This is a genomic window from Phycisphaeraceae bacterium (assembly GCA_020851465.1).
In the GTDB taxonomy this organism is placed as follows: Bacteria; Planctomycetota; Phycisphaerae; order Phycisphaerales; family Phycisphaeraceae; genus JADZCR01.
This window is the reverse complement of sequence record JADZCR010000006.1, coordinates 265,910-292,307: the sequence shown is the minus strand read 5'-3', so window position 1 is coordinate 292,307 and position 26,398 is coordinate 265,910. Positions and strand designations below refer to the sequence as shown.

Sequence of the window (26,398 nt, the reverse complement as noted above, 5' to 3'; positions counted from 1 at the left end):
GCGGCGGCGTGGAACGTAAGCCGAATTCTGTTTGCTCCGGTTACCCGAAGCAGGCGACCATTTCTCTGGGCCCGTCGTTACCGCCGGGCTCTAGCAGCCTACCCGCCCCACGCCGGACAGGCGTCGGAATCCCTTGAGGTGATCGCGCGATTCCACGGGGCTGCTTGGCTTTGCACGCGGTGGGGCTTGCCGTGCCCCGCCTGTCACCAGGCGGGCGGTGGTCTCTTACACCACCATTTCACCCTTACCCCGCTGCTCGCAAGCGAGAAGCGGTCGGCGGTGTATTTTCTGTGGCGCTGTCCCGTACCGGCTCGTCACCCAGCCGGCAGATGGGCGTTACCCATCACCGTGTCCTGTCGTGTTCGGACTTTCCTCCCGGATGACGAATCACCCGAGCGATCGCCTCATCCACGCCGTAATGAAATTATAGAACACCCACACCGCGATGGCGACCGGAGACCTGATCGCCGGACTTCCGGATCACTGAACATTCTCTGGACCAGCCGCGGCCGCATCTTCTCTCCTCGATCATCATTTGGAGATTAGACTGTCGCGCATGTCGCATGAGGTTGTCATCTGGACCGACACAGCAAGGGCCCCGCTCGCTCAGCGCATCGTGGACCGCATGGGAATGAGTGTACGAGTGATCGGCCTGGGCGGTTCACGTTCGGCGGAAGTCGCCGCATTGGGGCGCACGTTCGACTCGCCGACGCAGGATGATTTTCGCAAGCTCATCATCGACCGTCCTGCTGCGTTTGTTTTGCTCATGACGATGGAAGGGCTGTCACGCGAAGATCTCTCCGCCGCCACCACACAGGGCGCGACGGTGTTGACCATCGAGCCGCCGCTGGCAGGGTTGGAAATGCTGGGACCGGTTCGCGGATCGGAGATACTGCCGGATACGTCGCGCAGCACGGGCGGTACGGCTGGTTCGGTCGCGCTGCTACCCGCTTTTGTCCGTTCCTCCGGTTGGATCAGTGCAGCAGACCCGCATGAACACGTCGGCACCGCGCAGCTCGTGAGCTTTACCTCTCTTGGTCTGCCCAATGAATGCTCGCTCTTTGCTCGGCTTTATGACGCATGGCGCACCATCCTGCACTTCACCGCATTGCCTGAAACCGTGGACGCCACCCTCGTGAGCGTTCTCAGTGCCTCACCGGACAATCCCCGCGCCGCGACCGGCCACCTCGCGCTGCATGCACGGCTGGCGGGCACCGCTGCTGCATTGATCGAGGTCAGCGACAATGGCGTCATTCCGCGCCGAAATCTCCACGTGCTGGCCGACAAGGGACGGCTGGAGATCGGCGACAGTTCCTATTCCCTTTCCAGCCTCGACGGCCAAACGGTGGACCACGCGACATCCGAAAAGACTCCGGACTTCGCCGAGTTGGTTGCTGACAGTTGGCAGCGATTTATCAGCAGGCCCGATCTGGCCGCCACGGATGGCGCGGGTAGTCTGCCCATTCATACGCTGGCCTGCTGCCTGGCGACCCTGCTCAGCGCACGGACCCGCCAGCCGGAAAGCCCGCAGAAAATTCTGGCGTTGCAGCGATTCCGATGATCTTTACGCTGATCGTCACGTAGATAGTCCGGAGAGATGAGCCGGTTCCTGACGGGTGATGGAATTCTTGACATCATCAGTGCATGGCTTAAACTGTTGCGACTTCCCCAGGGAAGCCGACCGTGACACGAGGCATGGGGCCTCGCGGCGCGGACAGGAACCTGCCCCAAAGCGCCGGCTGATGGGCAGGCTCGAGCTTCCAGGAAAGTGCGGCGCATCCTCTCCTCGTTCGCCCCTGCTTGGCGCGGACGCTGTCGGAAGCCCGCTAAAACTTGGTTCGACGCAGGTCGGAGCGTTGTCCGCCCTGTCATTGACCCGTGGTGTAACGGTAGCACATCAGGTTTTGGTCCTGAGTGTCTAGGTTCGAATCCTAGCGGGTCAGTTGAGTCGCCGACGAAATCGTTGCCGTCGGCTCTTAACTTCGGGTTTCCACGTTTGGTAAACAATGATCAAGCCGAGCTGTAAAACTTCGGACGCGCCGCAGGCGATCATTCTCGCCGCAGGCAAGGGCACACGGATGAACAGCGACCTGCCCAAGGTCGTGCATCGCGTCGCTGACAAGCCGATGGTCTGGTGGGTGGCCGAGGCCTGCCGTCAGGCGGGCGTGACGCGGTGCGTGGTGGTCGTCGGTTACGGCGCGGATAAAGTGCGGGAGTCGCTCGCCGGTCGATCTGATTGCGTGTTTGTCGAGCAGAAAGAACAGCTGGGCACTGGCCACGCGACACGGATGGCTGAACCGGTTTTCACCGGCCAGCCCGTGTCCGATGTTTTCATTCTCGCCGGCGACGGCCCGCTGATCCGTGCCCGGACGCTGGCGCAGCTCCTTCAGGTTCACCGTCAGACGGACTCCGCCGCGACACTGGCTACCGCGATCCTTGACGATCCGTCGGGTTACGGCCGCGTCATTCGCAACCCGTCGGACCGCTCCTTCGATCGGATCGTCGAGCAGAAGGACGCCTCGCCGGACCAGCTCAAAGTGCGTGAGATCAATCCGAGCTATTACTGCTTCCGCAGCGATCTGCTTTTTGCCGGCCTTTCGCAGGTGAAAAACACCAACAGCCAGCGTGAGTATTACCTGACCGATGTACCCGCACTGCTCAAAGCACAAGGTCACCGCGTCGGCGTCGTCGATGCGGTGCCCGCCGCGGATGTTCTCTCGATCAACACGCCCGAGCAGTTGGCTCAGGTGGATCGCATCCTCCGCGCCCGTCTGGCGGAGGATGGCGTCGCGTCTTCTCCATCCACGACCCCTCCATCAAAAAGGGTCTCCGCATGAGCCGCGCCGATCGTGACTACCTCAAAATATTCTGCGGCCGCGCCAGCCGGGATTTGTGCGAAAGCATCTGCAAATACCTCGACCTGCCGGTCGGTCAGGGACACACTGATCTGTTTCCCGACGGCGAGCTGCTCGTCAAACTCGAAGAAGACGTGCGCGGCCGGGATTGCTACGTCGTCCAATCGACGTATCACCCCGTCAATGCCCACCTGATGGAACTGCTGATCTATATCGACTGCCTCAAACGCGCCAGCGCCCGCCGCGTAACTGCGGTGATTCCGTATTTCGGTTACGCACGGCAGGACCGCAAGGATGAAGGCCGCACGCCGATCACCGCCAAGCTCGTCGCCAATCTCATCACGACCGCCGGAGCCGATCGCGTGCTGGCGATGGACATGCACGCGGAGCAGATTCAGGGATTTTTCGATATTCCGGTGGATCACCTGCACGCTGCGCCGGTTATCGTCGATTACTTCGACAGCATACGTGCCGAGCTGGGCGACATCGTCGTCGTCAGCCCCGATGTGGGCAACGCAAAGATGGCCAACAAATACGCCAACTGGCTCGGCGGCGATCTGGCGATCGTCAACAAAAAACGCAAGAGCAGTTCCGAGGTGCTTTCCGACAGCATCATCGGCGAGGTCAAAGGCAAGACCGCGCTGATGTTCGATGACATGATCAGCACCGCGGGCACCATGGTCGAGGCTGCGAAACTCGTCAAAGCCAACGGCGCTAGCGATGTGATGGCCGCCTGCACGCACCCTGTGCTCGTCGGCCTGGCGATGGAACGCCTCGCGGACTCGCCCATCAGCAAGGTCGTCGTCACCGATACGATCCCCTGCGGCCCTCGCTGCAAAACGATCGAGTCAAAGCTCGTCGAGCTAAGCGTCGCTGAGCTTCTGGGCGAAGCGATTCACCGCATCCACCACAACCAGTCGGTTTCCAGCCTCTTCCGCAAGAACGGCGGGAATCCGGGACACAACGGCTGAGTTTTATTGAGAACGGATAACTACAAACCGGTCGAAACCAACGACCCCAAAGATGGAGAACGCATCATGGCCAAGCGAGAGATTCCCAAGGTAAAGGTTCAACACCGCGATCGTCTGGGCAGCCGTTACGCCGCCCGCCTGCGCAAAGCAGGCCAGCTCCCGGTGGTGATCTACGGTCACAAGAAGGAAGCGGTCCACGCTTCCGCCAACGCGGAGGAAATCCATGACCTGCTCCACCGCAACACGCACCTGGTTGAGGTCGTCGTGGACAAGTCCACCGAGCCTTGCCTGGTCAAGGAAGTGCAGTGGGACCACCTGGGATCGGTCATCGTTCACCTGGACCTGGCGCGCGTTGACCTCAATGAACGGGTCAAGGTCGAAGTGCCTCTGGTGCTCGTCGGCGAAGCCCCCGGCCTCAAGGAGACCGGTGCGATTCTCGAACACCCGTTCACCGAAATCGAGGTCGAGTGTCTGGCAACCGAAATCCCCGACAACGTCAAGGCTGACGTGAGCAGCCTCAAGGTTGACGACACACTGACCGTCAAGGACATCAAGCTGCCTGAAGGCGTGACGACCACGCTGGACCCGGACACGATCATCGCGGTTATCACCGTCGTGAAGGAAGAGGTCGTGGAAGTCGCAGCCCCCGCCGAAGGCGGTGCGGAACCCGAAGTCATCGGCAAGAAAGCCGAGGAAGGCGCCGAGGGCGAGGCCCCGGCAGCCGGTGCCAAACCCGCAGGCGGTGCGGCAGCAGCCAAGAAGTAAAAACTCACGTCGATGGTCGCTGGCCGATGGTCGGACGCGGTTGGGACAGTGGTTCCACTTCGTTCTTCCATCGGCCTTCGACTATCGTCAATCGGCCATCACATGAAGCTCATCGTCGGTCTTGGTAATCCCGGCCCGGAATACGCCAAATCCCGTCATAACGCGGGATTCATGGTCGTGGACCGTCTGGCGACAAGGCATAGACTTGCTGACGGTGCGCCGGCAAAGGAGAAATTCCACGCCGGGGTGCTTGAGGGAACGATCGCCGGCCAGAAATGCCTGGTCATGCAGCCGCTGACGTTCATGAATCGCTCTGGTCTGGCGATCGTCGAGGCGACGGCGTTCTACAAACTCGAACCGCGCGATCTCATCGTAGTGGTGGACGACCTGGCGCTCGACTGCGGACGAATCCGCCTCCGTGCCGACGGCAGCGCGGGCGGACATAACGGTCTGGCGGATGTCGAACGTGCCCTGGGCACGACAACCTATCCGCGACTGCGCATCGGCATCGACTCACGCGGACGCATCCCGCAGGTTGATTACGTGCTCGGACGATTCAGTCCCGATCAGGAATCACGCCTGGAACCCGCGCTTGATCTGTCCTGTGATGCGATCGAATGCTGGCTCCGCGAGGGAATCGACAAGGCGATGACCCGTTACAACTCCGCCGCGACGACGAGCGAATAACCACACTCCACTCTGACGCAGCCCCGCGACGTTGTCGCATGATTGCGTATTGCGGACGGCTGCGAGCAGTTACACGTTGTCTTGAATCTCGTGATCTGCGATGAGTTTGTAAATCGCATCGCTGGACGGGGCTGTTTTCATCGCGGTGCGGATGCGATCATCGGTGAGCAGACGACTGATGCGGGCCAGAGCCTGAATATGCGGGCCGGTCTGGTCCGGAGGGCTGGCGAGCAGGATGATGATCTGCACCGGACGGCCGTCGATGGCACCAAACTCCAGCGGGTGTGATGTCAGCCCGATCGCCATGCTCAGCTGCGCACAACCGGCACTCTTACCGTGCGGAATGGCGATGCCGTGACCGATCCCCGTGGTGCGCGTCAGCTCGCGTGACCAGACCGCTTCTTTGAGTTGTTCGGGTGAGACGAGCTTGTGACAGGCGGCGAGCAGATCAATCAACTCGAAAATCGCGCCCTGCTTGACCGTGGCGGCCAGGGGCACTTTGATGCACGCAGGTTGAAGGATTTCGGTCAGCCGCATCGGAACCTCTAAACAAATGAGCCCAAACGGGCTCAGTCTCCCCTCGCGGGGGTCACAAACAATAACGCCCGTTCCAGCGTGCGGCAAGCCTGACAGAAAGACTTTGCATCTTTCAGCCGTCTCACCCCGCATCTGATTTTATTCGTGCGGCTTGGTATGCGAATCATCGCATCCGCTGGACATATCATGTAGCTGTCCCGGAGTCTCGTGCAGTGAACTGGCGTCGCTACAAGCGTTTTCCTTATAACCATCCGCTTTCGCTACGGATTGCCGACCAACTGGGTCGCGGGCGAGGTCGTTTGCGCTGGTTCGACCGCCTCAGCCCCCCGCCGCCACCGCCGCGTCGACTGAATTTGCAGGGCTGGCAGCGTCACGAGTTTGCCGCTGCGTGGATCGGTCACGCGACCGTACTCCTGCGGCTGGGAGGCAAAACGATCATCACCGATCCGGTTCTGATGAATCGCGTGGGTCTGGGGCTTGGGGTCATCACCGCAGGTTCCAAACGGCTCTTTGGGCCTGCGACCTCTTTCAGTGAATTGCCTCCGCTCGATCTGATCCTGATTTCCCACGCCCACTTCGATCACCTCGACCGACCGACGCTGCACCGGCTGCCCAAATCGGTGCCGGTCATCATCTCCTCACATAATCGTGATCTCGTGGCTGACCTGGGTTTTTCCAGCGTGACCGAACTGGCGTGGGGCGAATCCATCCACATCGACAACCTGAAAATCACCGCCTGTGAAGTGAACCACTGGGGCGCACGTGCCGTGCTGGATGTCTTCCGCGGTTATGGAGGCTTTGTCATCGAAGCGGATCATCGCCGAGTGCTCTACGGCGGGGACTCGGCGTACCACGAACGGTTCCGGGAAATTGGCAAAGTGGATATGGCCATCCTTGGCATTGGCGCATACGACCCGTGGATTCAGTCCCACGCCACTCCGGAGCAGGCGTGGACGATGGCGAACCACGCCTTCGCCGAACACGTGCTGCCGATCCATCACAGCACGTTCAAACTCTCCAAGGAACCGCCTGCTGAGCCGATCGAGCGATTGCTCGATGCAGCGGGTACGGGACAGAGTCGCATCATCATCCGACAGATCGGCGAAGTCTGGGCTGGTTGATTAAACCGGCACGCCAGCCTTTTCACGGCATCACCTCTCTTCCAAACCATACAAACCCACCTCCAAGTGGCTTCTTTGGGGAATTACCCTTCCCCGGCGATGTGCCAAATGGTTCTCTTGTTGGACGCAGAAGCCTTTCACGCCTGTTCGGGCGGGGCTTCTGTCACTGATTCAGGGAACTCCCATGAAATCTTCACGCCGTAACAAACTCTGCGCTACCGCTGCCGCCGCAACTTTCCTTTTCGCGTTGACGCCGGTCCACGCGAGTTATTCGACGCTGCTTTCACCGCCTCCGGGTGAAAAGAGTGTCGCGCAGATTCTGGGTGAAACTTACGGCGGTACGTTTTCGCTGCAATCAGGAACGCACAACTATGCCAACGGTGCGGGAATCGTCGCCCTGCGTATTGACGACAAACTCGCCGGAGCCAATTCCACCAACCTCATCAACTTGCCGACCGGAATCCGCGACGACCAGCTCTGGTCGGATGGTATCGCAGTCGGGTCGGCGCAGGCTCGCTTTGCCGGATACCAGCAGTCGTTCGGCTACTTCGACGGTTTCTCAGGCGGAACCTATCACAATCTCTTTGACGTCAGTGGCTACGGGTACTCCGTCACCGGGTCAACTACGATCGACATGGGTGAAGCCCTCGGCTACCCGGCACAGTGGCGCTGGGCGCGATCCGGTGACGGCGGCACGTGGTCATCGCTTAACAGCGACAACGCCTGTAACACCGACCACCTCATCACCTACATGATGACCGGAATCACCGGCAGCAACTATGAAAACAAAACGACGTGGATGCTCTTCTGGGAAGACCTGAACCTCGGGGATAAGGACTACAACGACCTGGCGGTCGAGATCATCGCTTCCGCAAGGCAGGAAGTTCCATTCCGTCCTTCGCAGGATAATGCTGTTCCTGAACCGACGACGGCGGCACTGGGCTTTCTCACGCTTGGCGGCATCGGTGCGGCAGTCCTGCGGCGCGTGCGGCGAACCCCAGCCGGTCTCGCCTGAGCGCTGAGTGCGTTGCCCACTATTCGAGCTTGCTCAATGCGCCCCAGAGCGCGTCGAGCATCTCGGCTGACGGCAGCACGTCCGCATGACCCAGTGATTGCAGGGCTTTGACCATCGGCTGCACCGCGGAGAGCTTACCCATGCGGTAGGCCATCACGAGGATCGGCACGGTGCCCTCAGCCTTGATGTAGCTGAGTTTCACGCTGTCCTTCATCGGGCCGTCAAACAGCACCAGCGAAGCAGGCAGCGCCAGCGCGAGCTTTAAGGTTGCGGTTTCGGATGGTGTGCCGCCGCTGATGCGAGCCGGCAGACTCTGCTGCGGCTGATCGTCCAGGACATCAATCCACGGCGGCGCGATGGGCAGAACATCACCCATTGCCTGGAAAACCGACCGGGCGATGGCGACTCGTCCGTAAATTTCCGGCAGGAGTTTTTCACGCCGGATCGCCAGCAACGCACGCAGTGTCTTTTCACAGATGACGACCGGCCCGCCGGCAACCGTCAGCATTTTTCCGCGTTCCATACGGATAGTGTAGGAACGTATCCGTCAGCGTGGCGTGCGTGGATGATCCGTCCGTTGAATCACGCGGCCTCAGTCAGGAGACGCTCAGCACCGGGGCCTGATTCAACCTCGCGGCCATACTGATTCTGCCGGCGAGCCGTCGCACGACATTTTCCAGTTCGTGGCAAAGTTGCGGGTCTTCGGTGAAGTTCGCGGTAGGTCGCCCCGCATCGGAGTTCGCGCGCAGGGCCATGTTGATCGGCACGGTTCCCAGGAACGGAACACCCATTTCGCTGGCCATCTTTTCCGCGCCGCCGCGACCGAAGATGTCGTACTCCTTGCCGTCATCACCGATGAAATAGCTCATGTTTTCAACGACACCCAGCACCTCGATGGACAGTTGTCGGAACATGCCGATCGCCCGGCGGGCGTCGTCCTGAGCCACTTTCTGCGGTGTGCAGACGACGACCGCTCCGGTCAGCGGAAGGAGCTGCGACATGGTGAGCGGCACGTCGCCCGTGCCCGGAGGCAGGTCGATCACCAGATAATCCAGCGGCCCCCACTGTGTCTGCGTCGCAAGCTGGCGGAACGCACCATGCGCCATCGGGCCGCGCCAGATCAGCGGCTTTTCCGGCTCGACAAGGCAGCCGACCGTCATCGCGCGGATACCGTGAACCTCAAAGGGAAGGATGATGTTGCCGTTGGCTCGCGGTGCAGTTTGGCCGAGACCCAGCAGTGTCGGCAGCGACGGGCCGTAAATGTCGCCGTCCATGAGGCCCACCGCAGCTCCGCTGCGCGCCAGTCCGACCGCAAGATTCACAGCGATCGTACTCTTGCCCACACCGCCCTTGCCTGCACCGACGGAGATGATGTGCTTGACCTCCGGTAACGGATTGTTGGCGGCCGCCCGTGCCTGCGGAGACTGCTGCACCTGCGCGGAAAACTCAATGTTGATCGCTTTGATCTCCGGACCCAGCGCACGGATGGCTTTTTCAACATCGGAGCGGATCTGGTCCTTGAGCGGGCAGGCCGGCGTGGTCAGCTCGATATTCAGATCGACGTGACCGTCGCAGTACGCGACTTTTTTAACCATGTTCAGCGTGACGAGGTCACGGTGCAGTTCGGGGTCGTTTACCTTGCGGAGCTGGTCAATGATCTGGTCTTTGGTGATAGGCATGGCACTCTCAACTTCATAATTCCCACACGATCGTCGGGGTCAAAATCATAGGCGCGTCGCCCTGAGCTTGCGAATTTCATCGAAATGTCGATGCAATAGACATGCGGCTGACCCGTTCAGCCACAAAGCCTCGAACAAGGCTACTTACCCAAGGAGAACTCTCATGCTTCAAGGTTGGAAGACTCGACTGATGGTGCCGGCCATTGTGGCGGTGTGTCTGGCGGGCGGAGCGGTGTTTGGGGAACAGGAAAAGAAAGACAACAAGGAGCTTGGCGGCCCGCGGGCGCATCCCCCGGCTACACAACCCGGTGAGAGCGGCTTTGGTCGTAAACCCGGCGGACGCGGCCACGAGATGATGCGACTGCTTTCCGAACTGAATCTATCCGACGAACAGAAGACGCAGATCCGAGAAATCCAGAGCGATTTCCTCACAAAGATGAAGGCCTTTCACAGCGAACACGGCGACGAAATGAAAGCCCTGCGTGATCAGTTCAAGGAAGCCATGGAGTCCAAGGACCGGGAGCAGGCCAAGGAAATCGGCGAAAAGATGAAAAAGCTCGCGGATGAGAACGGCGTAGGCCTTAAGGCTCACGCGGACAAGATTCGCAGCGTCCTCAATGACGAACAGAAAGCCAAGTTCGACGAGAAGATCAAGGAACAGATAAAGAAACATCGCGGGATGGACGGCATGGGCCCCGGTGGTCCGCGCGGTGAACGTATGCGTCACGAGAAACGCCCACCGACGACTCGACCCGCTGAACAGGAAAAGAAGGAACTCGACATCTGATCGAGCAATCCCCCGACTGCTAAACCAAACCGGAGAATCCCACGGGCGCGGAAGTGTGCGGTCGTGGGATTTTTTATGCGCCGCGGGCTACTGCACCAATCCCTTGGTCAGCCGCATAAAGGCGGTTTCGAGATTCACCCGTTCCTCCTCCAGGCGAGTGAGGCGGAATCCAGCCGTGACGAGTTTTTCGGCGATCAAGGCGGGATCAGCGCGGGCTGGCTCGCAGTTGACGCGGATCTGGCCGGACTGCACCTCGCTGCTGACCACCCCCGGCAATTTACGGATCAGGTCCGAAGCCCCGACCTGATTTTGCGCGACATTGATATTGAGGACCAGGCCGACCTTTGCCCGTTCGAGAATTTCCGTCACCGTGCCGGTGAAAATCATCTGGCCGCGTTCGATGATGCCGATTTTCGTGCAGAAGTCCGCCAGCTCCAAAAGGATGTGCGAGCTGATGAGAATGGTCTTCCCCATCCGGTGCAGCTCTTTAAGCAGTTCGCGTATTTCGATGCGTGCCCGGGGATCAAGACCTGACGCCGGCTCGTCGAGCAGCAGCACCTTGGGATCGTGCAGGAGCACACGCGCCAGCGATAGCCGCTGCTGCATGCCGCGCGAGAGCGTGTTGACCTCGGCGTCGGCCTTGTATCCCAGGTCCGTCAGATTCAGCACGTCATCAATGACCTGTCGGCGTTTGGCGCCGTGGATGTGATAAGCCGCTGCGAAAAACTCCAGATACTCTTTGACCACCATGTCTTCATACGAGCCGAAGTAATCGGGTACGTAGCCGATGATCGCGCGAACCTCGCGGGCGTTGACCGGCCCGACAGAAAGCCCATTGATCCGTGCTTCTCCCCACGTGGGTTTGAGCAGCGTGGCGAGGATTTTGATCGTCGTCGTTTTGCCCGCGCCGTTGGGACCGATGAACCCGAAGCAGTCCCCCTCCTCAATCTCCAGCTTGAGGTTCGCCAGCGCCATCAGGTCGCCATAGCGTTTGGTCAGGTTGATGGTTTCGATCATCGCCATGAGCGTCAGAGTTTACGCGAAGCGTCCCTGTGTTTGTCGAGTGATGGTGCAGCGGATGGTTTCATGCTGCACTATTTCTCCTCATCGAGGATGGGTGTGCTCCAGCGGACCACGGTCCAACCGCGTGAGGGAACGCTGCTTTGGTCAAGTTTCAACGGCATGGGTTGCGGGCTTTGTTCCAGATGCCCGATGATGAACAGGCGGCGGAACGCCAGCATTGCCGACATATCCGCCGGCCGACCGATTGAGCGCAGATACTGCATGGGGGCATTCTCAGGCAGCAGATATTCGTCGCTCTTTTTCTCCGCACGCGGCGAAGGGAGCAGCGAATAAAACGTCAACATCTCTGCGAGCTTGACGTTTTCATCCGAGGAGAGACGGAGGCTGCTCTGCTGCCGCGAGGGCAGGTTGTTGCCGGGTTTGCCTTGCTCTACCAAGTCACCGAGATATCCGCCCCAGAGCGGTTTGTTCGTCGAAGGCGGGACGACCAGATAGACGGCATTCTGCGGCCGCTTGAGTTCGACGCTCGCCCCAGCCGGCCACTCGCGCAGCCACGGCCAGACCCACGGTTCGCGTCCGTTGGCGGGGACGTACACGACAATCACATCCTTGAGTGTGCCGGGCAGCTCATGTTTGAGCGATCCGACCGGCCAACCTTTCTCCATCCGCACCGTTCCCTGCGGAGCAACCCATTCCTGCGGCATCCCCGTGTCATGGTCGAGGCGTCCGAGGTAGTCAGCTTCGATCTGTCTTGCTGTGGCGCGAAATGGATATGCGATGCTCGTGGGTGAACCGCCGTCATAACCGTACCGCTGCGGATCAAGAAATCCGCTTTCCGAACGAGACATGGAAATGCCGGGAGTCGCGAGGTAGTTGTGATTGGAGTCGTCATTGGTGACGCCGAGCGACATCTCAACGCCCCCGTGATGCGGCGAAAATGCTGAGAACCAGCTATGTGCATGAGCAATTCCGCGCGTGTCGAAGTCCACGACGGAGAAATGTTCGATTCGAGCGTGCGTCTGCCGCAGCAAGGCCGCACCGCCCCAGGCAATCACGGTGCAGCCGAGCACAACCAGGCAGAAAACCGTCCAACTGTGACGGAGTTGATCGCGCTGCCGCAGCACGCCGAAACTGACCGGGCCGGCGATGAACCAGTACAAGGCAAACAGCACGATCGCCAGGAGCATCGGCGTCGCGGTTGATGCGCTCATGCTCACAAGATTGGCGATCAGCGGTTCGTCGATCACCGTGGTGCGGCGCTGCTGGGCATCCAGAAGGGTGTTGTTGGCACGCATCGAGTCGATCGTGTTGGTGGAAAACACCGGCCCGCGCCAGCCAAAGACCGTCGGCCAGAGCAACTCGCCGACCGTGTTATGACCAACGGTGTAAGGATTGGGCAGCCCCATTTTTGACAGCCGCTTGTCGGTCAGGTCCACACCAATGAGCGTCACGCGCCCCATGCCGAACGGCTGCGCCACCGCCAGCACTCTGCTGCCGGGATCACTGGCGGGTTTATCGCGCAGCAGCGGTGTTGCGTCGGTACCTGGCTGGAATGTCTTGACTTCGATATTGGAAAAACCGCTTACGGGTGTGCCGAGAAAAATCGGCGGGGCCACTTCCGCAACCGTCTCCATCTTCGTATCACCCAGTAATGATCGGAAGGGTGACTCCGACCACCGATCCCCCACGGCCGGCAGGACGATGACGAGGTGCCCTCCCCGTCGCACCCATTCGAGGATGGCGTTTCGCGTCTCGCTGGAGATGTTGGTCGAGCTTGGATCACTGCCGTTGGGCGCGTCAGGCGTCCAGATGAGGGCCTGCATCATCGACAGCCCATGCCAGCGGTCGGGTAATCGCGCCGGGTCGATGTCGCGCACAAAGTATGCCGCCTCGTGCTGGGTGTTGATTTCGGCATACGGCTGGAGTGCCAGCGATTGCGCGCTGGTGACGCCGATGATGCGGTTGTAGGGCGAGATAATCGCGCTGGCGGGCAGGCTGATGCTCGTCATGGCGACCTGCTGGCCGGATGATTCATCAACCACCGAGACACGCCAGACCGTCCGTTCATCGAGCGTCAGCGGCGGCACCGCGTATAGCCAGACGCCCTGCGACTTACCCGGCGTCAGGGCAACGCTCCGATGGGCACTCACCTCATCGCCGTCGGGATCTGTCAGCGTCCACTGACACCGTACCTGAACCGACACGCTTTCCCGGTTTTCCAGGGTGATGAGCATCGGCGTCCATGAGCCGGGACGCACTGACCCGCCAAGCCCGATGTTCTCCGCATCGACCGACAGCCGAATGTCCGGCTGCGCCGACGCCACGGAGGAAATCAACAGACAAACAAGCGAAACCAGAAACGCCAGCCGGGATGAAAGCACAAATCGGTGCTCCATATCCAAAGTCTAACGACTCAAAGGTATGTCGGAATCGTCCATGCCGTATGAAGTCATACGCAGCCTTGGGCCGATAAATTTCAAGCCATGACCTGGGCTGTTTTCCAAAGCGTGTGGATCGTGCTGGCGGTATTGGTCTATCTGCTGTTCACGAGCGTGCTCTACGTGATCGCCATGTATCACCACCGCCAGATTTCCATTCACGACACGCTCCGCGAATCAAAAACGCTCCGTCAGCAATACCTCAAGGCGATCCGCTCCAAACAGGAAGCTTAAACGCAACAGCATTCCGACCCGTGTGCTGAACCTGCTGCCCTCAGGCCGCCCTCCACTGATCCCGCCTCTCCTGTTAAGCTATCCGTATGTCCACCCTGACCATCACCGGCGGACGGCTGATCGACCCCGCTAACCAGATTGACACCATTTCAGATCTGGTCCTCGAAAACGGAAAAGTCACCCGGATCGGCAAGGTTTCCAAGCCCCAGGGCAAGGTCATCAAGGCCGATGGCTGCCTCGTCACGCCGGGCCTGATCGACATCCATGTTCACTTCCGCGAGCCGGGACAGGAGGAGAAGGAGACGATCGCCACTGGTGCCGCCGCCGCGGTCAACGGCGGATTCACCAGCGTCTGTTGCATGCCCAACACCAAGCCGGCCCTCGACGACGACAGCCGGGTGGAGTTTGTTTACCGCCAGTCGCAGCGTGCCAATCTCGCCAATGTGTTTCCCGTCGGTGCGATCACCAAAGCGCGTGAGGGCAAAGAACTCGCTGAGATCGGCCTCATGGCTGCCAGCGGAGCTGTCGGCTTTACCGATGACGGCGTGGGTGTCGCTTCGGCGGGGATGATGAACAAGGCGCTCCAATACATCGCGATGACCGGCAAGGTTCTCATGCAACATTGCGAAGACCCCGAACTCTCCGGCGGCGGTGTAATGAATGCCGGCTCGCTGGCGACTCGACTGGGGCTGGCCGGATGGCCGCGTGTGGCTGAGGAAGCGATGATCCAGCGCGACATCCTGCTCAACCTCTCGCAGAATTTCGGCTGCCGCTACCACGTGCAGCATCTTTCCAGCGGAGGTAGTGTCGAGATCATTCGCCGGGCGCGGGCGGATCTTTTCGGCCAGGCGCACGTCACCGCAGAGGCGTCACCTCATCACCTGCTGCTGACCGAGGAGAGCTGCGCCAGCTACGACACGGGCTTTAAGATGAACCCGCCGCTGCGCGCCAAACGCGACATCGAAGCGATCATCGAAGGCATCCGCGACGGCACGATCACCATTCTCGCCACCGATCACGCGCCGCATACGCAGGAGGAGAAGGAACTGGAGTTCGCCGCAGCTCCGTTCGGGATCATCGGTCTCGAGTCTGCTCTGCCGCTTTACATCCGCGCCCTGATCGAAAGTGAAACCCTCGACTGGCCGGCCATGATCGCGATGATGACGATCAACCCCGCCCGACTCTGCCCCCTGCCCGGAAAAGGCTCGCTGACACCCGGATCGAGCGATGCGGACGTAACCATCATCGACCCGAAGGAGACCTGGACAATCGACGTCGCTCAATTCGACGGCAAAAGTCGGAACTGCCCCTTCCACGGCTGGCGCGTCACAGGCCGGGCATTGGCGACCATTGTCGGCGGGCAGGTCAAAATGTTGCGCGATGCGGATCGATCCAAAGGAGCCGGCAAAGGCGGCAAGGATTCCCCCGAATCTCGACCCGCCGGAAAAACAGCTTTTTCCAGACGACAAAAACAACGTGCCTGATCGCATTGCGCGAGACGGTTCTTGCTAGAATAACCGATAAAGATGTTGCCGTTCACTGGAGTCGATCCATGACGCACACGTCACATCGCCGGGGTTTCACGTTAGTTGAGCTGCTGGTTTGCATCTCGATTATTGCGCTGTTGATGGCCTTGCTGCTGCCTGCACTGAGTCAGGCCCGCGAAGCCGAACGGCGGATTCACTGCCGAGGTCAGAATCTGCGAACCATCGGTCTGGCGATGCGGATGTATTCCGACGACAGCAAGGGTTGGCTCCCGACAGAACCACGAAATCTGCCGCTGGATTTTGGTGTCACTTCACCGCTCTACGTCAGCAATGCCGGCAACCCCGGCTCCTGGAGTCCGACCGGAGGCGCAACCATGCTCTTTCGTGGTTTGGCTCCTTATCTCAACAGCGAGAGCAAAGTCTTCTATTGCCCCAGCCGTTACTTCAACTGGGCGGGGTACATCTGGGACTGGAAAACGCTCCACCTCGAACTCGAAGACGACTACGGCAACGGCGGGCTGCCCGTACTCGACTACGGCGGGAATCCGTTCTATCCCATCGAACGCACACCCAAAGTCCGCGGCTCTTATGCATGGGGAGCCTTCCTCAGCGGTGGGAATCCTCCCGCAGGCTCGCTGCTTTATGACGACACCTTCACTTTCTACGGCGGCGTGCTGCGAAATCACATTCCCGATCCAGACATCACCCATATCAATGCAGAGGTCGGGAAAAATGTGCTGGCTCACGACCTGTCCGTCCGTTGGGTCAAGCCGGAAGAATGGCACTACCCGTAAATCTCCTCCGTCTGCCGGCTCACATCAATCTGCAGAACCAGAGCATCGCATCGTTCACACGCTGCACCGAGACTTGCCGGGCCGCGTTTTCTACTTCCCCGCCGCCTGTTAACGTATGCGGGTTCCCCCTGACGTGGAGATGATTGCCTCTTTGCGCAGCCAAGGTCCGAGCTCGACTGACCGCGACTTCTCATCCACCGGATTCCGAGAACCACCGCCATGAAAACCACACGAACAAAAAAACTTCCGCTGTTCTACACCCATGTCATCGGCTCGTTGCCTCGGCCGCGAATGGTCCGCGATCTGCTCGATCAGCAGGATCGCATGTCACCCAAGGATTACAAGGCGGCCCTTGATGATGTGGTGCGCTTCGCTATTCGATTGCAGGAGCTGGCGGGGCTTGATGTCGTCAGCGACGGCGAGTGGCGGCGGCGGCATTACGTGGGGGAATTCCTCCAACGGATCGGCGGCTTTGAAAAGATCAGGCCCTTTGAGCATGCAGGCGAAAAGAAAATGCACGACGTGGTGACGCACAAGATCACCGCGTCGAAGCCGGTCTGGGCCAAGGATGCTCAGTTCCTCGTCGCCAACACGACACGTTTCAGAAAGTTCGCCCTGCCCAGTCCGTTCCTCATCGCCATCCGCTATTGGCACCAGGATTTTTCGACACGGGCCTACCCGACGATCCAGCACTTCATGGAACATCTGACGAAGATCCTTCGCAAGGAAGCGGTTGCTCTGGTGGACGCGGGCATCGACATCATTCAGCTTGATGATCCGGCCCTGACTTATTTCTGCGACCGCCGCTTGATGGGCAGCGGCGATACGCACGATGACCGTCTGCGGCGCGGCTGGGATATCGACAAGCAATTTCCCGAAGCGATCAACGCGATCAACGGCATCGTGGATGGTCTGAAGGCGGAGATTCATCTCCACTGCTGCCACAGCGTGTACAAGCGACAGAGCGACGTACACGGCGACTACAAGCCGATCCTTCCCCGCCTCAAGGACGCGCTGATCGACCGGGTGAACATCGAGTTCGCCTACCACGAAACCGGCGTACCCGACGACCTCAAACTCCTGCCTGCTCGGCTGGGTGTGGGTATGGGCGTGGTGGATGTGCGCGGCGAAAAACTGCAAACCGTTGATGAGATCGAGGCAATCGGGGCTGCGGGAGCGAAAATCATCGACCCCTCACGGATCGCTTTGAACCCTGACTGCGGGTTTGCCCCCGACTTCGGCGAGCCGCCGACGATTGATGAGGCTTACGAGAAACTCAGTCGCATGTGCGAAGCGGCTAAACGGCTGCGGGTCAAACACAAGAGCAAGGCGAAACGCTGAGATTCCGTCCAGCCTTCCCATTCGGCCAGCCGTTCGCGCATCATTCGCCCATGCCGTGCGGGTGAAGACTACACTCATGAGTACGAAATCAGGCGTCTCGACCGCAGATATTTCTGAGTCGATCTCGCGCCAGGCTCAGGTTGCGCCTTCACCGCGCCGCATTGGGGAATATTCCATGACGCAAACCATCGTTCCCGCCGCCGCATCTCATACCGAACCCGCATCGCCGCAGGATGTCCAGGCAGCCGAAGCCGTCGCCAGGGCTTACCGGCAGATGCTCGAGCAGATGGGCACGGTCATCGTCGGCCAGCGCGAGGTGATGGACCTGCTCCTGCTGGGGCTGCTCTGCGAAGGCCACTGCATCCTCGAAGGCGTGCCCGGTCTGGCCAAGACGCTGATGATCTCGACGCTCTCGAAACTGCTATCGCTCGATTTCGGTCGCATCCAGTTCACCCCCGACCTGATGCCCAGCGACATCACCGGCACGGAAATTCTGGAAGAAGACCAGTCTACCGGGCGGCGTGTGATGCGGTTCGTCAAGGGGCCGTTATTCGCAAACATGATTCTCGCTGACGAGATCAACCGTACACCGCCCAAGACGCAGGCCGCTCTACTGCAGGCGATGCAGGAATATCAGGTGACAGCCGCGGGCGTGCATTACCCGCTCGACAAACCGTTCTTTGTCCTTGGCACACAAAACCCGATCGAGAGCGAAGGCACCTACCCGCTGCCCGAAGCGCAGCTCGACCGATTCATGTTCAAAATCCAGGTCGATTATCCGAAGCTCGACGAGGAGATCGACATCGCGATGGCGACGACGGGACAGCGAGGCGGCACGCTCCAGCCGGTGGTGACCAAGGAACAGATCATCCAGATGCAGCAGGTGGTGCGCCGAGTGATCGTCGCCCGACCGGTTGCCGCCTACGCGGTGCGGCTCGTCCGCGCCACTCGACCCAAGGACGAGGCAAACCCGGACTTCATCCGCCATTACCTCACTTGGGGCGCAGGCCCGCGCGCCTGCCAGGCATTGCTGCTGGGAGCCAAGGCCAAGGCCCTGCTCGACGGCCGAACCAACGCCTCGATCGACGACGTGCGCTTCATCGCCAAACCCGTACTGCGACATCGGCTGGTGACGAACTTCACCGCTGAAAGCGAAAACATCAGCACGGATGACGTGATTGAAAAGCTGATCGAAGTCACCCCGGAACTGTGACATCAGAACGTAACTCAGGAGTGCGCCAGCGCCCGTTTGTCTGATTTGCCGCGGCACAGCGGATTGCATTGTCCGACTCGCTTTTGATGAAACAGTGCTTCGTCATGGATGATCCATCGCAAAACACATCCGAGTCCACGCGATCCATTGCGGCCCAGAGCTGCAAGTTTCTCGGCTTGATGTTGACCTGTGCCGGTGCGCTGGCGGTGATCCGACTGCTGGGAACCCAGGAGGAAAACCAGCGATGGTTTTACGCGCTGCTCATGCCGCTGGGCATGGTCACCTGGTTTATCGGATTCTGGCTGTCGCTTGATCGTGCCAAATCGCCGCAGTCACACGCGGAGGCTCGTCCTGATGAGCAAGGCGGGAGTTCCAAACCGTGAGCAAGGTCCGCTCCATTCTTGATCCGCCTGCTTTATCCCGTGTCTCGCGGATGGAGCTGGTAGCGCGGCAGGTCGTCGAGGGTTTCGTCTCCGGCCGCCATCCCTCCCCCTATCACGGCTCAAGCGTCGAGTACGCAGATCATCGGCCGTACACGGTCGGCGACGAAATCCGTACCGTCGATTGGAAACTCCTCGCCAAGACCGACAAGTACTACATCAAGCTCTACGAGGAGGAGACCAACCTCCGTGCGACCATCCTGCTGGATGCGTCGAAGTCGATGGACTTCACCGGCGAGCCGGGCGGTGACAAGCCCCGCCCGACCAAGGCCACCTATGCCGCGTATCTGGCGACTGCGCTGGCGTACCTGATGCTGGGACAGAACGACGCGGTCGGCCTGGCATTGTTCGACAGCGCGGTAAGGCAGTTCCTCCCGCCGTGCACCACGCCAAGCCATTTCAAACGCATGGTCGAGGCGATGGAGAGCGACGTGCCTCGCGGTGACACTGGATTGGGACAGGTGCTGCACCAGATGGCCGGCCGCATCCGCCGGCGCGGCATGGTCATCCTCATCAGTGATCTGATCGACGACGTCGCCGCCATCGCCGACGGTCTGGCGCATTTCCGACACGATCGCCACGAAGTGATCGTCTTTCACGTAATGGACCCGGCGGAGCTTTCTTTTCCATACGAGAAGCTCACCCGATTCAAAGATGCCGAGGGGAATGGTTCCATCGTCGCCAACCCGCGATCCATCCGACAAAAGTATCTCGAACGGATGAGCAACTACCTCAACCAGATCAAAGGTGCGTGTCTGGAGCGCGGTATCGGATACCGCTTCTGCACCACGGATATGCCTTACGAACGGATGCTGATGGAGTACCTGGGACAACGAGCAAGGATGAAAGGATGAGAGAGGCTTTCGCCCGCCGCTGGGCCTGCGCGACTCCGTTGCGGATGCGTCGGAAGCCGCTCACCGAAGAACAGATGCGACCATGCTGAACCCGCTCTTTCTCTGGTTTCTGCCGCTGGCACTGGTGCCGATCGCACTGCACCTGATCACGCTGTACCGCCTGCGCACGCTGGAGCTGCCGACCTATCGCTTTCTGATGGACAGCTACATCCAGCAGCGGCGGAAGATCAAGCTGCTGGAGTTTCTCCTGATGCTGTTGAGGACAGCATTTGTCGCGTTGATCGTGTTTCTGCTTGCTCGCCCGGTGCTTCAGAAGTTCAACTTCCTCGGCGGGCAGAGCGGCCGGGATGTGGCGATCGTCATCGACGCCGGCGCACCGATGGGATTGCGCACCGGCGGATCAACGAGCCTCGAACGGGCGCAGACGGTCGCCCGAAAAATCGTGGAACTGCTCGCCAAGGATGACCACGTCGCGCTGATCCGTGCCGGGGAGAAACCGGAAGTCCTGCTCAACCGCTTCGCCAGCCAGCCGGCGGCGATCGACCAGGAAATCGGCAAGATCAAAGTCGGTGCATCACCCAGCAACATCGCCGCAGCCCTCGAAGACATTTTCAACACCACGCCGCGAGGCACCCGGATCATCTATGTATTGACCGACGGCAACAAGCGCGGATGGTCCGGCCTGCGCGGGCACCCTGTCACACGGCTCGCCGGCACGGATAACCAACTCGTGGTGATGAATGTCGGCCCGACCGAGCCAGTGGTGAATCTCGCGGCTGTCGGCGATCCGCCCCGCGCGCTGAACACCATCGTCGGTCTGCCGGTGATGCTCTCGGCCACCGTCGTCAACACTTCCAAAGACCGTCCGAAAGATACGACGCTCTCGGTCATGCTCGACGACCAGCAAGTCACACAGATGAATTTGTCGCTCCAGCCGGGGCAGCGGATCACCCGTGCGGTGACGCTGACGCCGTCGAAACCGGGCCTGCTCCGCGGAAAGTTCCAGCTCCCCGCCGACGCCTTCCCCGATGACGATGCTTATCTCTTCGCGTTGAATGTCGCGCCAAAGCTCAACGTGCTGGTGGTCGCCCCGCCTCCGGCGACGCCCGGCGCACCTGAATCAGCGGACCTGTTTCTCCGTACCGCGCTGTCGGCACCGCTGGCTGCCGAATGGGGCGATCAGACGCCGGTGGACACGAAAAAAATCGCCTCCTCGCTCGAAGTGACAGCCATACCGCCCGCCTCTTTGACCGATGCCTTGATCGCCAATGTCGATGTCATCATGCTCTCGAATGTTCCGCTGGATGCGACGTGGGGGCCGAAGTTGCGGAAGTTCGTCGAGACTGGCGGCGGGCTGTTCATTTTCCCCGGCCCTGCTGTCGTACCCGCCCCCTACAACACCTACATCTTCGGCTCGCCTGCGACTCCGACTCCTAACGGCCTGCCCGGATGGAATCTCCCCGGCTTCACGCTTGAATCTCCCGTGGGAAATGTCGATGACGAAGCTGGATTTCTGCCGGTCACGGGGATCGACCTGTCGCATCCGATTTTCAGCGCCTTCAACGAGCAAGGCTCTGAGTATTTCGGCACGGTGAGAATCTACCGCCACTTCCCGATCAAGCTGCCGCTGGGCGGACATCCCGGCGCGGGCAGGTCGAGCGTACTCATGCGTCTGCCCGACCGCACGCCGATGCTGGTGGAATCGCGGCTGGGTGAGGGGCACCTGCTGGTCGCCGGTTTTTCCGCCACGCCTGACTGGTCGAATCTCCCGTTGAAGCCGGAGTTTGTCCCGATCCTGCTGCGTGGTGTGGCGTACGCGCGACGCGCGCCGAATGTCGAAGCGACTGCTGCCGTCAAACCCAACGAGCCGGCGACGATCCGTATCACGGATCGCTGGAACGATGCACAGGTCGAGGCCACCGATCCGACAGGTAAGCCGACCGCGATCGCCCTGCACCGCGACGGCACGAAACTCGTAGGCGGCATGATCGAAACCGGTCGCAAGGGTTTCTACAACTTCCGCGTAACTCCCCGCGCCGCATCCGGCAGCGGCGTGCCGGATCGCATCGACATGGGGTTTGCTGTAAACCTCGACATCAGCGGTGCGGACTTCGATGCGTTAAGCGAAGCACAGATGCGCCAAACACTCGAACCCATGAAAATCACGTATCTGCGCGGCTCATCAAACGACCCGGTGCTGGCGTCGCAACTGACGCAGAAACGCGAAATCTGGCGGACGCTGATCTGGGTCATGTTCGCGGTGATCGGGGTGGAATTCCTGCTGGCGACGCTCCGCCCCTCAGGTCCGGCTGTCACCAGAGGGCCCGGTCGCCCCGCGGGTTTCCGGGAACGATTGGCCCAGCGGATCAATCGCCTGCTGGCCGGCGCATCGACGGAGGGCGACTGACTATGCAGTTGAATCCGCAAGCGACCACGATCGAACGGCTCGTCAGCCGAACCCGCACCCTGCTGCGGCGCAACACGCTGCTGACCGGCCTGGCACTGACGGTCGGTGCCGGTCTCGCCTGGCTGCTGCTGGCGTCGTGCATCGACATGTTCATACCGCTGCCGATCCCGCTGCGCGTCGCGGCCTTCATCATCCTCGCGGCAGTGGTGCTGGCGGCACTGATCGGCCTGATGCTCCGCCCCGCCCTGCGGCCGCAATCTCTCCAGGACATCGCCTTTCGCATCGAGCGGATGATCCCCGGTATGCACAACCGGCTCGTCACCGTCATCGACCTGAGCCGCCGAGACGCCTCGGCTGCGGTGGACGAAACTTTCGCCAACCGACTCGTGCAACAGACGCAGGAACGGCTCGCCGGCTACAAACCCGAATGGGTCGCCACCCCGACTCCGGTGCGGCGCAGCGCGGCGGTAGCAGTGCTGACCCTCCTGACGCTGGTGCTGCTGCTGGTGGTCGTCGGCGAGAGGATGGATGCCGCGGTTAAACGGATTCTCATGCCCACCGCGCCGATCGCGCCGGGCAGTTGGGTGCGCATCGAGTCCGTCTCCGGTGATACGGGCGTGCTCCAGGGTGAACCGACCACCATTGAGGCCAGAATTACACGCGGCAGTGTGACCAGCCTCGAATTACTCCTGCGGCAGCAAGGCGGTCAGTGGCACACCATGCCCATGGTGCTGACCTCCGACGGCAGAGGCGGGAAGTTCCAAATCTCCTCCGTGGACACGTCGTATGAATACGTGATCCGAGGCGGCGGAACATGGACCTCCGCGCACAAGATCACCATGATCCGCCGACCGCTGATCGAATCGCTCGCGGCTGCGGTCCGGCTGCCCGATTACATGGCGATCACCGAACGCCGCCCCGTCGAAACCGAGACCGCCCAGATCAGCGCGCCTCTCGGCTCGGCCATCGAATTGAAAGCGAAAGTCGGCGGTGATCCGGTCAGCGGTCAAATCCGTCTCTACAAGGCTTCAACCACCACCACGCAGGAAACACGCGAAAACGAACTGGTCTGGTTCGACGATGAACTGCCCGGCGACGCAACCGAGGTCGGCAGTTGGAAGTGGACTGCTGAGAAAGTTTACAGCGGCGCGCGGGCGCACACGTTCGCGTGGAATCGAAAGCCCTACGGCTTCACAACACGGCTCAACAAGTTTTCCCTGCCGACCGACGGCTCGATTTTTGTTTATGCGTATCTCGATCCGGCGGATAAGCCCGACCGGATCACCGTCAGCTTTCTTTACAACGCGACGACGTTGGAACTCGCCTGGGGCACGCCGCCTCCGCCGGGAACTCCCGCGAAGCCCAACACGCGCACGACCGAGATGGGGCCGATCCCCGTTTTTGGTAACTGGGTCCGCCTCGAAGCGGAAGGATCAAAACTGCTGGGCGGCACATTGTCCGTACCGCTCCCGCTTTCCGGCGTGACGTTCAGCATCGACAAAGGCCGGGCGTGGATCGATCGCGTCGGTGCCCTGCAACGGAAAGTCGAGACGATTCAGAAGCAGACTCTCGAACCCACCGCGACGATCCCCATGGCGCATGATCCGAAGTCCGGCGAATGGCGCGGAGAAATCCCCGTACAAACGGATGGCTCCTACGCCGTCGAGTTTTTCAACGCGCGTCACGATGCAAATCCAGCGATGAAGCCGGTCTCCATCCTCTGCACCGTGGATCAACCGCCGGCTGTCGTCGTCGAAAAACCCGGCACGAGCATCACCATCGACAAGGTTGAACCAATTCCGATGATGGTCCGCGCCTTTGACGACTACGGCGTGCTCGAAGTCGGCTTTCAGGTCGGGACAGACACCAAAAACTTTGCCGATCCGAAATGGATTTCCCGCTTTGACACACCGGCACAGAATCAACTCGTTCTCTCGTCGATCGATCCGAGGCTGATGGCTCTGACTCCGGGTGCGTCGGTCTATTACCGCCTCGTCGTCAAGGATCGCAAACAACAGGTCGCTTACAGCGATGCTTTCCGGCTGGGGTTGGCGGCTCAGGGATCGGCTGCGGCCCCTGATCTCCAGCGCGCCGATGATCCGATGAAGCCGCTGCTCGAGAATATTTCCAAGCTGCTCGAATCGCAGAACAAGGTCACCGCGTCAGCCGCGGCGCTCCTCGATCAGCTTCCCGCCACGACGCGACCTGCAGGCCGGCTGGTCAAGCCTCTCAATCCCGACGGCTCGGAGATGACACCGGAGCAGATTCAGAAATATCTCAAAGAGCAATTTGAAAAGTTTTCACCGCAGCAGCAGAAGGAGCTGGCAGAGCTTGACTCCGCGCTGATTGAGCAACGGTTTAAGGCAGTCGATCTGGCCAAACAGGTGACAGCGGCATCCGAGGCTGCAGCCAAATCCGTGTTTTCACTTCCGGCGGAACAAGCGGCATTGGCGGAGATTTCCAAACAACTCCGCGATCTGGCTGCGGAAGGCGGCGACGAAAAGGCGATGGACGCTGCGGTACTCGATCGTCTGCGTGATCTGGCGGAACTGACGGCCGAGCAGAAAGCCGAGCTGGAACAACTCCAGAAACGGATGGCGGAGCTTCAGGCCGCTCGTGCCAAGGTCGGCGAGGACGCCGCCGGTGTGCAGCAGCAGATCGCCGACATCCTCGCCCAGATGCAGGGAAATCGCGCCGCGCGGATGATGACCGACCTGGGCACCGATCTGCAATCCCAGAGGCAGGAACTGGAAGACCTGAGGCAACAAGTGGCCGCGCTTGAGGAGTCCACCGAGACTGCCGACAGCAATCAGCTCAACAAAGTCAGTCAGGATCAGAAGGCTCTCGACGCCAAGGCTCTTGCAGCATTGAAGGAAGCGCGCGACCTGCTGCGTGACGAGTTGGCAGGTCAGGAGGAGCCGGACGACGATCTGCCCGCGCCCTGGACTCCGCCGGGGGAAAAGAGCGAGGTCGGGCCGACCGAAGCTGACACACCAGACAAGACCAAAGCTCCCGATGCGAAAACCGACCCTGCCGCCGCAGCCGCGGAAGCAGCGGCGGAAAAGGCGCGACAGGAGGAGGAAAAAAAGAACTGGTGGGACAAGGAAGTCGATGCGCTGCCGACCGGCCGGACGACCGAGGAGGACGAGCGTTTCGCTGATCGTGATAAGCGGCCGGTGGAAGCGGACAACTCTGAGAATCAGACGCCGCGACAGATGCTTCAGGAACACCAGCGTGAAATGCAGCGGCACCTTGGCGATCAGGAACGCGCGTTGGCCAAACAGGGCGAAAAAGCCGGCAGCCTCACGCAGCAGATGCGTGACATGCTCGCGAAGATGGCTGACGCCTCGCCGGAAGAACGCTCCGCGATGGCAGCACAGATGCGGGAGATGATGGCCTCGCAAGCCATGCGCAACGCCATGTCGGCGGCAAGTCGAGCTCGCGCATCAGCCATGGCTAAAAAAATGGGCGGCCAGGGTCAGAGCGACAAGAACAATCCCTCGAATCAAGCTTACACCGTGCCGCCTTCCGGCGCAGCCGGCGCGACGGGACAGGGCGGGCTTTATCAGGGTGACATCATGAGCGTCGATCTTTCGGGCATCGAGTTGAACGGCCAGGGTGCCGCGCTCTACCGCCTGCCGCCGCGTGTTCGTGATCCGCTCATTCAAGGCATGCAGGAAAAAGGGCCTGAGGCGTATCAACGGTTGATCGACGCCTACTACCGCCAGCTCAGCAAGGACGTTAAATAGC

At 60.6% G+C, this 26,398-nt stretch carries 22 protein-coding genes, 1 tRNA gene and 1 other RNA gene; 18 read left to right on the top strand and 6 right to left on the bottom strand.

Going from position 1 to position 26,398, the window contains the following annotated elements:
* An RNA gene (rnpB, locus tag IT444_07730) (RNase P RNA component class A) lies at positions 1-416 on the bottom strand.
* A 140-nt stretch (positions 417-556) separates the two neighbouring features.
* Between rnpB and IT444_07725 the strand changes: the two genes are divergently transcribed.
* The 6 genes from IT444_07725 to IT444_07700 all read left to right on the top strand — a co-directional run bounded on the left by IT444_07725 (position 557) and on the right by IT444_07700 (position 5,278).
* Complete coding sequence (locus IT444_07725; GenBank protein MCC7192655.1) at positions 557-1,561, top strand: hypothetical protein; 1,005 nt, start codon at positions 557-559, stop codon at positions 1,559-1,561.
* Positions 1,562-1,872: 311 nt separating this feature from the next.
* Positions 1,873-1,943 (top strand) — tRNA-Gln (locus tag IT444_07720).
* 63 nt (positions 1,944-2,006) lie between these two features.
* Positions 2,007-2,837: an NTP transferase domain-containing protein gene (locus IT444_07715; protein ID MCC7192654.1), complete on the top strand. Its 831-nt coding sequence runs from the start codon at positions 2,007-2,009 to the stop codon at positions 2,835-2,837.
* The gene (locus tag IT444_07710; protein ID MCC7192653.1) at positions 2,834-3,826 is read left to right on the top strand and encodes a ribose-phosphate pyrophosphokinase; all 993 of its coding nucleotides are present in this window, start codon (positions 2,834-2,836) and stop codon (positions 3,824-3,826) included. The genes IT444_07715 and IT444_07710 overlap by 4 nt, the downstream gene beginning before the upstream one ends.
* Positions 3,827-3,892: 66 nt before the next feature.
* Positions 3,893-4,591 (top strand): 50S ribosomal protein L25, encoded by a 699-nt coding sequence (locus IT444_07705; protein ID MCC7192652.1) that lies wholly within the window; start codon positions 3,893-3,895, stop codon positions 4,589-4,591.
* A gap of 102 nt (positions 4,592-4,693) precedes the next feature.
* A complete protein-coding gene (locus IT444_07700; GenBank protein MCC7192651.1) occupies positions 4,694-5,278 on the top strand; it encodes an aminoacyl-tRNA hydrolase in 585 nt (194 codons plus the stop codon).
* Positions 5,279-5,347: 69 nt separating this feature from the next.
* Here IT444_07700 and IT444_07695 read toward each other — a convergent pair whose 3' ends face one another.
* A complete protein-coding gene (locus IT444_07695) occupies positions 5,348-5,815 on the bottom strand; it encodes a PTS sugar transporter subunit IIA (GenBank protein ID MCC7192650.1) in 468 nt (155 codons plus the stop codon).
* 212 nt (positions 5,816-6,027) lie between these two features.
* Here IT444_07695 and IT444_07690 point away from each other — a divergent pair, with 212 nt between their 5' ends.
* Positions 6,028-6,936 (top strand): MBL fold metallo-hydrolase, encoded by a 909-nt coding sequence (locus IT444_07690; GenBank protein MCC7192649.1) that lies wholly within the window; start codon positions 6,028-6,030, stop codon positions 6,934-6,936.
* 184 nt (positions 6,937-7,120) lie between these two features.
* Complete coding sequence (locus IT444_07685; protein ID MCC7192648.1) at positions 7,121-7,951, top strand: PEP-CTERM sorting domain-containing protein; 831 nt, start codon at positions 7,121-7,123, stop codon at positions 7,949-7,951.
* A 19-nt stretch (positions 7,952-7,970) separates the two neighbouring features.
* Here IT444_07685 and IT444_07680 read toward each other — a convergent pair whose 3' ends face one another.
* Both IT444_07680 and IT444_07675 read right to left on the bottom strand, forming a co-directional pair.
* Entirely contained in the window at positions 7,971-8,474 is a 504-nt protein-coding gene (locus IT444_07680; GenBank protein ID MCC7192647.1) for a hypothetical protein, read from the bottom strand.
* A gap of 73 nt (positions 8,475-8,547) precedes the next feature.
* Positions 8,548-9,630 (bottom strand): Mrp/NBP35 family ATP-binding protein, encoded by a 1,083-nt coding sequence (locus tag IT444_07675; GenBank protein MCC7192646.1) that lies wholly within the window; start codon positions 9,628-9,630, stop codon positions 8,548-8,550.
* 163 nt (positions 9,631-9,793) lie between these two features.
* On the opposite strand from IT444_07675, the gene IT444_07670 reads away from it, so the two are divergent.
* The gene (locus tag IT444_07670; protein ID MCC7192645.1) at positions 9,794-10,417 is read left to right on the top strand and encodes a Spy/CpxP family protein refolding chaperone; all 624 of its coding nucleotides are present in this window, start codon (positions 9,794-9,796) and stop codon (positions 10,415-10,417) included.
* 87 nt (positions 10,418-10,504) lie between these two features.
* Here IT444_07670 and IT444_07665 read toward each other — a convergent pair whose 3' ends face one another.
* Positions 10,505-11,434: an ABC transporter ATP-binding protein gene (locus tag IT444_07665; GenBank protein ID MCC7192644.1), complete on the bottom strand. Its 930-nt coding sequence runs from the start codon at positions 11,432-11,434 to the stop codon at positions 10,505-10,507.
* 77 nt (positions 11,435-11,511) lie between these two features.
* Positions 11,512-13,836: a hypothetical protein gene (locus IT444_07660; GenBank protein MCC7192643.1), complete on the bottom strand. Its 2,325-nt coding sequence runs from the start codon at positions 13,834-13,836 to the stop codon at positions 11,512-11,514.
* 87 nt (positions 13,837-13,923) lie between these two features.
* Here IT444_07660 and IT444_07655 point away from each other — a divergent pair, with 87 nt between their 5' ends.
* From IT444_07655 to IT444_07615, 9 genes are all read left to right on the top strand, one after another.
* Positions 13,924-14,112 carry a hypothetical protein gene (locus tag IT444_07655; protein MCC7192642.1) on the top strand — a complete coding sequence of 63 codons (189 nt, stop codon included), beginning with the start codon at positions 13,924-13,926 and terminating at the stop codon, positions 14,110-14,112.
* 86 nt (positions 14,113-14,198) lie between these two features.
* Positions 14,199-15,596, top strand: coding sequence for a dihydroorotase (locus IT444_07650; protein MCC7192641.1), 1,398 nt, complete (start codon positions 14,199-14,201; stop codon positions 15,594-15,596).
* 68 nt (positions 15,597-15,664) lie between these two features.
* Positions 15,665-16,393, top strand: a complete 729-nt coding sequence (locus IT444_07645) for a type II secretion system protein (protein ID MCC7192640.1) — start codon at positions 15,665-15,667, stop codon at positions 16,391-16,393.
* A gap of 219 nt (positions 16,394-16,612) precedes the next feature.
* Positions 16,613-17,734: a cobalamin-independent methionine synthase II family protein gene (locus IT444_07640; protein MCC7192639.1), complete on the top strand. Its 1,122-nt coding sequence runs from the start codon at positions 16,613-16,615 to the stop codon at positions 17,732-17,734.
* Positions 17,735-17,909: 175 nt separating this feature from the next.
* A complete protein-coding gene (locus tag IT444_07635) occupies positions 17,910-18,947 on the top strand; it encodes a MoxR family ATPase (GenBank protein MCC7192638.1) in 1,038 nt (345 codons plus the stop codon).
* A 68-nt stretch (positions 18,948-19,015) separates the two neighbouring features.
* A complete protein-coding gene (locus IT444_07630) occupies positions 19,016-19,330 on the top strand; it encodes a hypothetical protein (GenBank protein ID MCC7192637.1) in 315 nt (104 codons plus the stop codon).
* Entirely contained in the window at positions 19,327-20,241 is a 915-nt protein-coding gene (locus IT444_07625; GenBank protein MCC7192636.1) for a DUF58 domain-containing protein, read from the top strand. Before IT444_07630 ends, IT444_07625 begins: the two co-directional genes overlap by 4 nt.
* Before the next feature lie 82 nt (positions 20,242-20,323).
* Positions 20,324-22,648, top strand: coding sequence for a VWA domain-containing protein (locus IT444_07620; GenBank protein MCC7192635.1), 2,325 nt, complete (start codon positions 20,324-20,326; stop codon positions 22,646-22,648).
* Positions 22,649-22,650: 2 nt separating this feature from the next.
* Positions 22,651-26,397 (top strand): hypothetical protein, encoded by a 3,747-nt coding sequence (locus tag IT444_07615; protein MCC7192634.1) that lies wholly within the window; start codon positions 22,651-22,653, stop codon positions 26,395-26,397.
* Position 26,398: the final 1 nt, after the last annotated feature.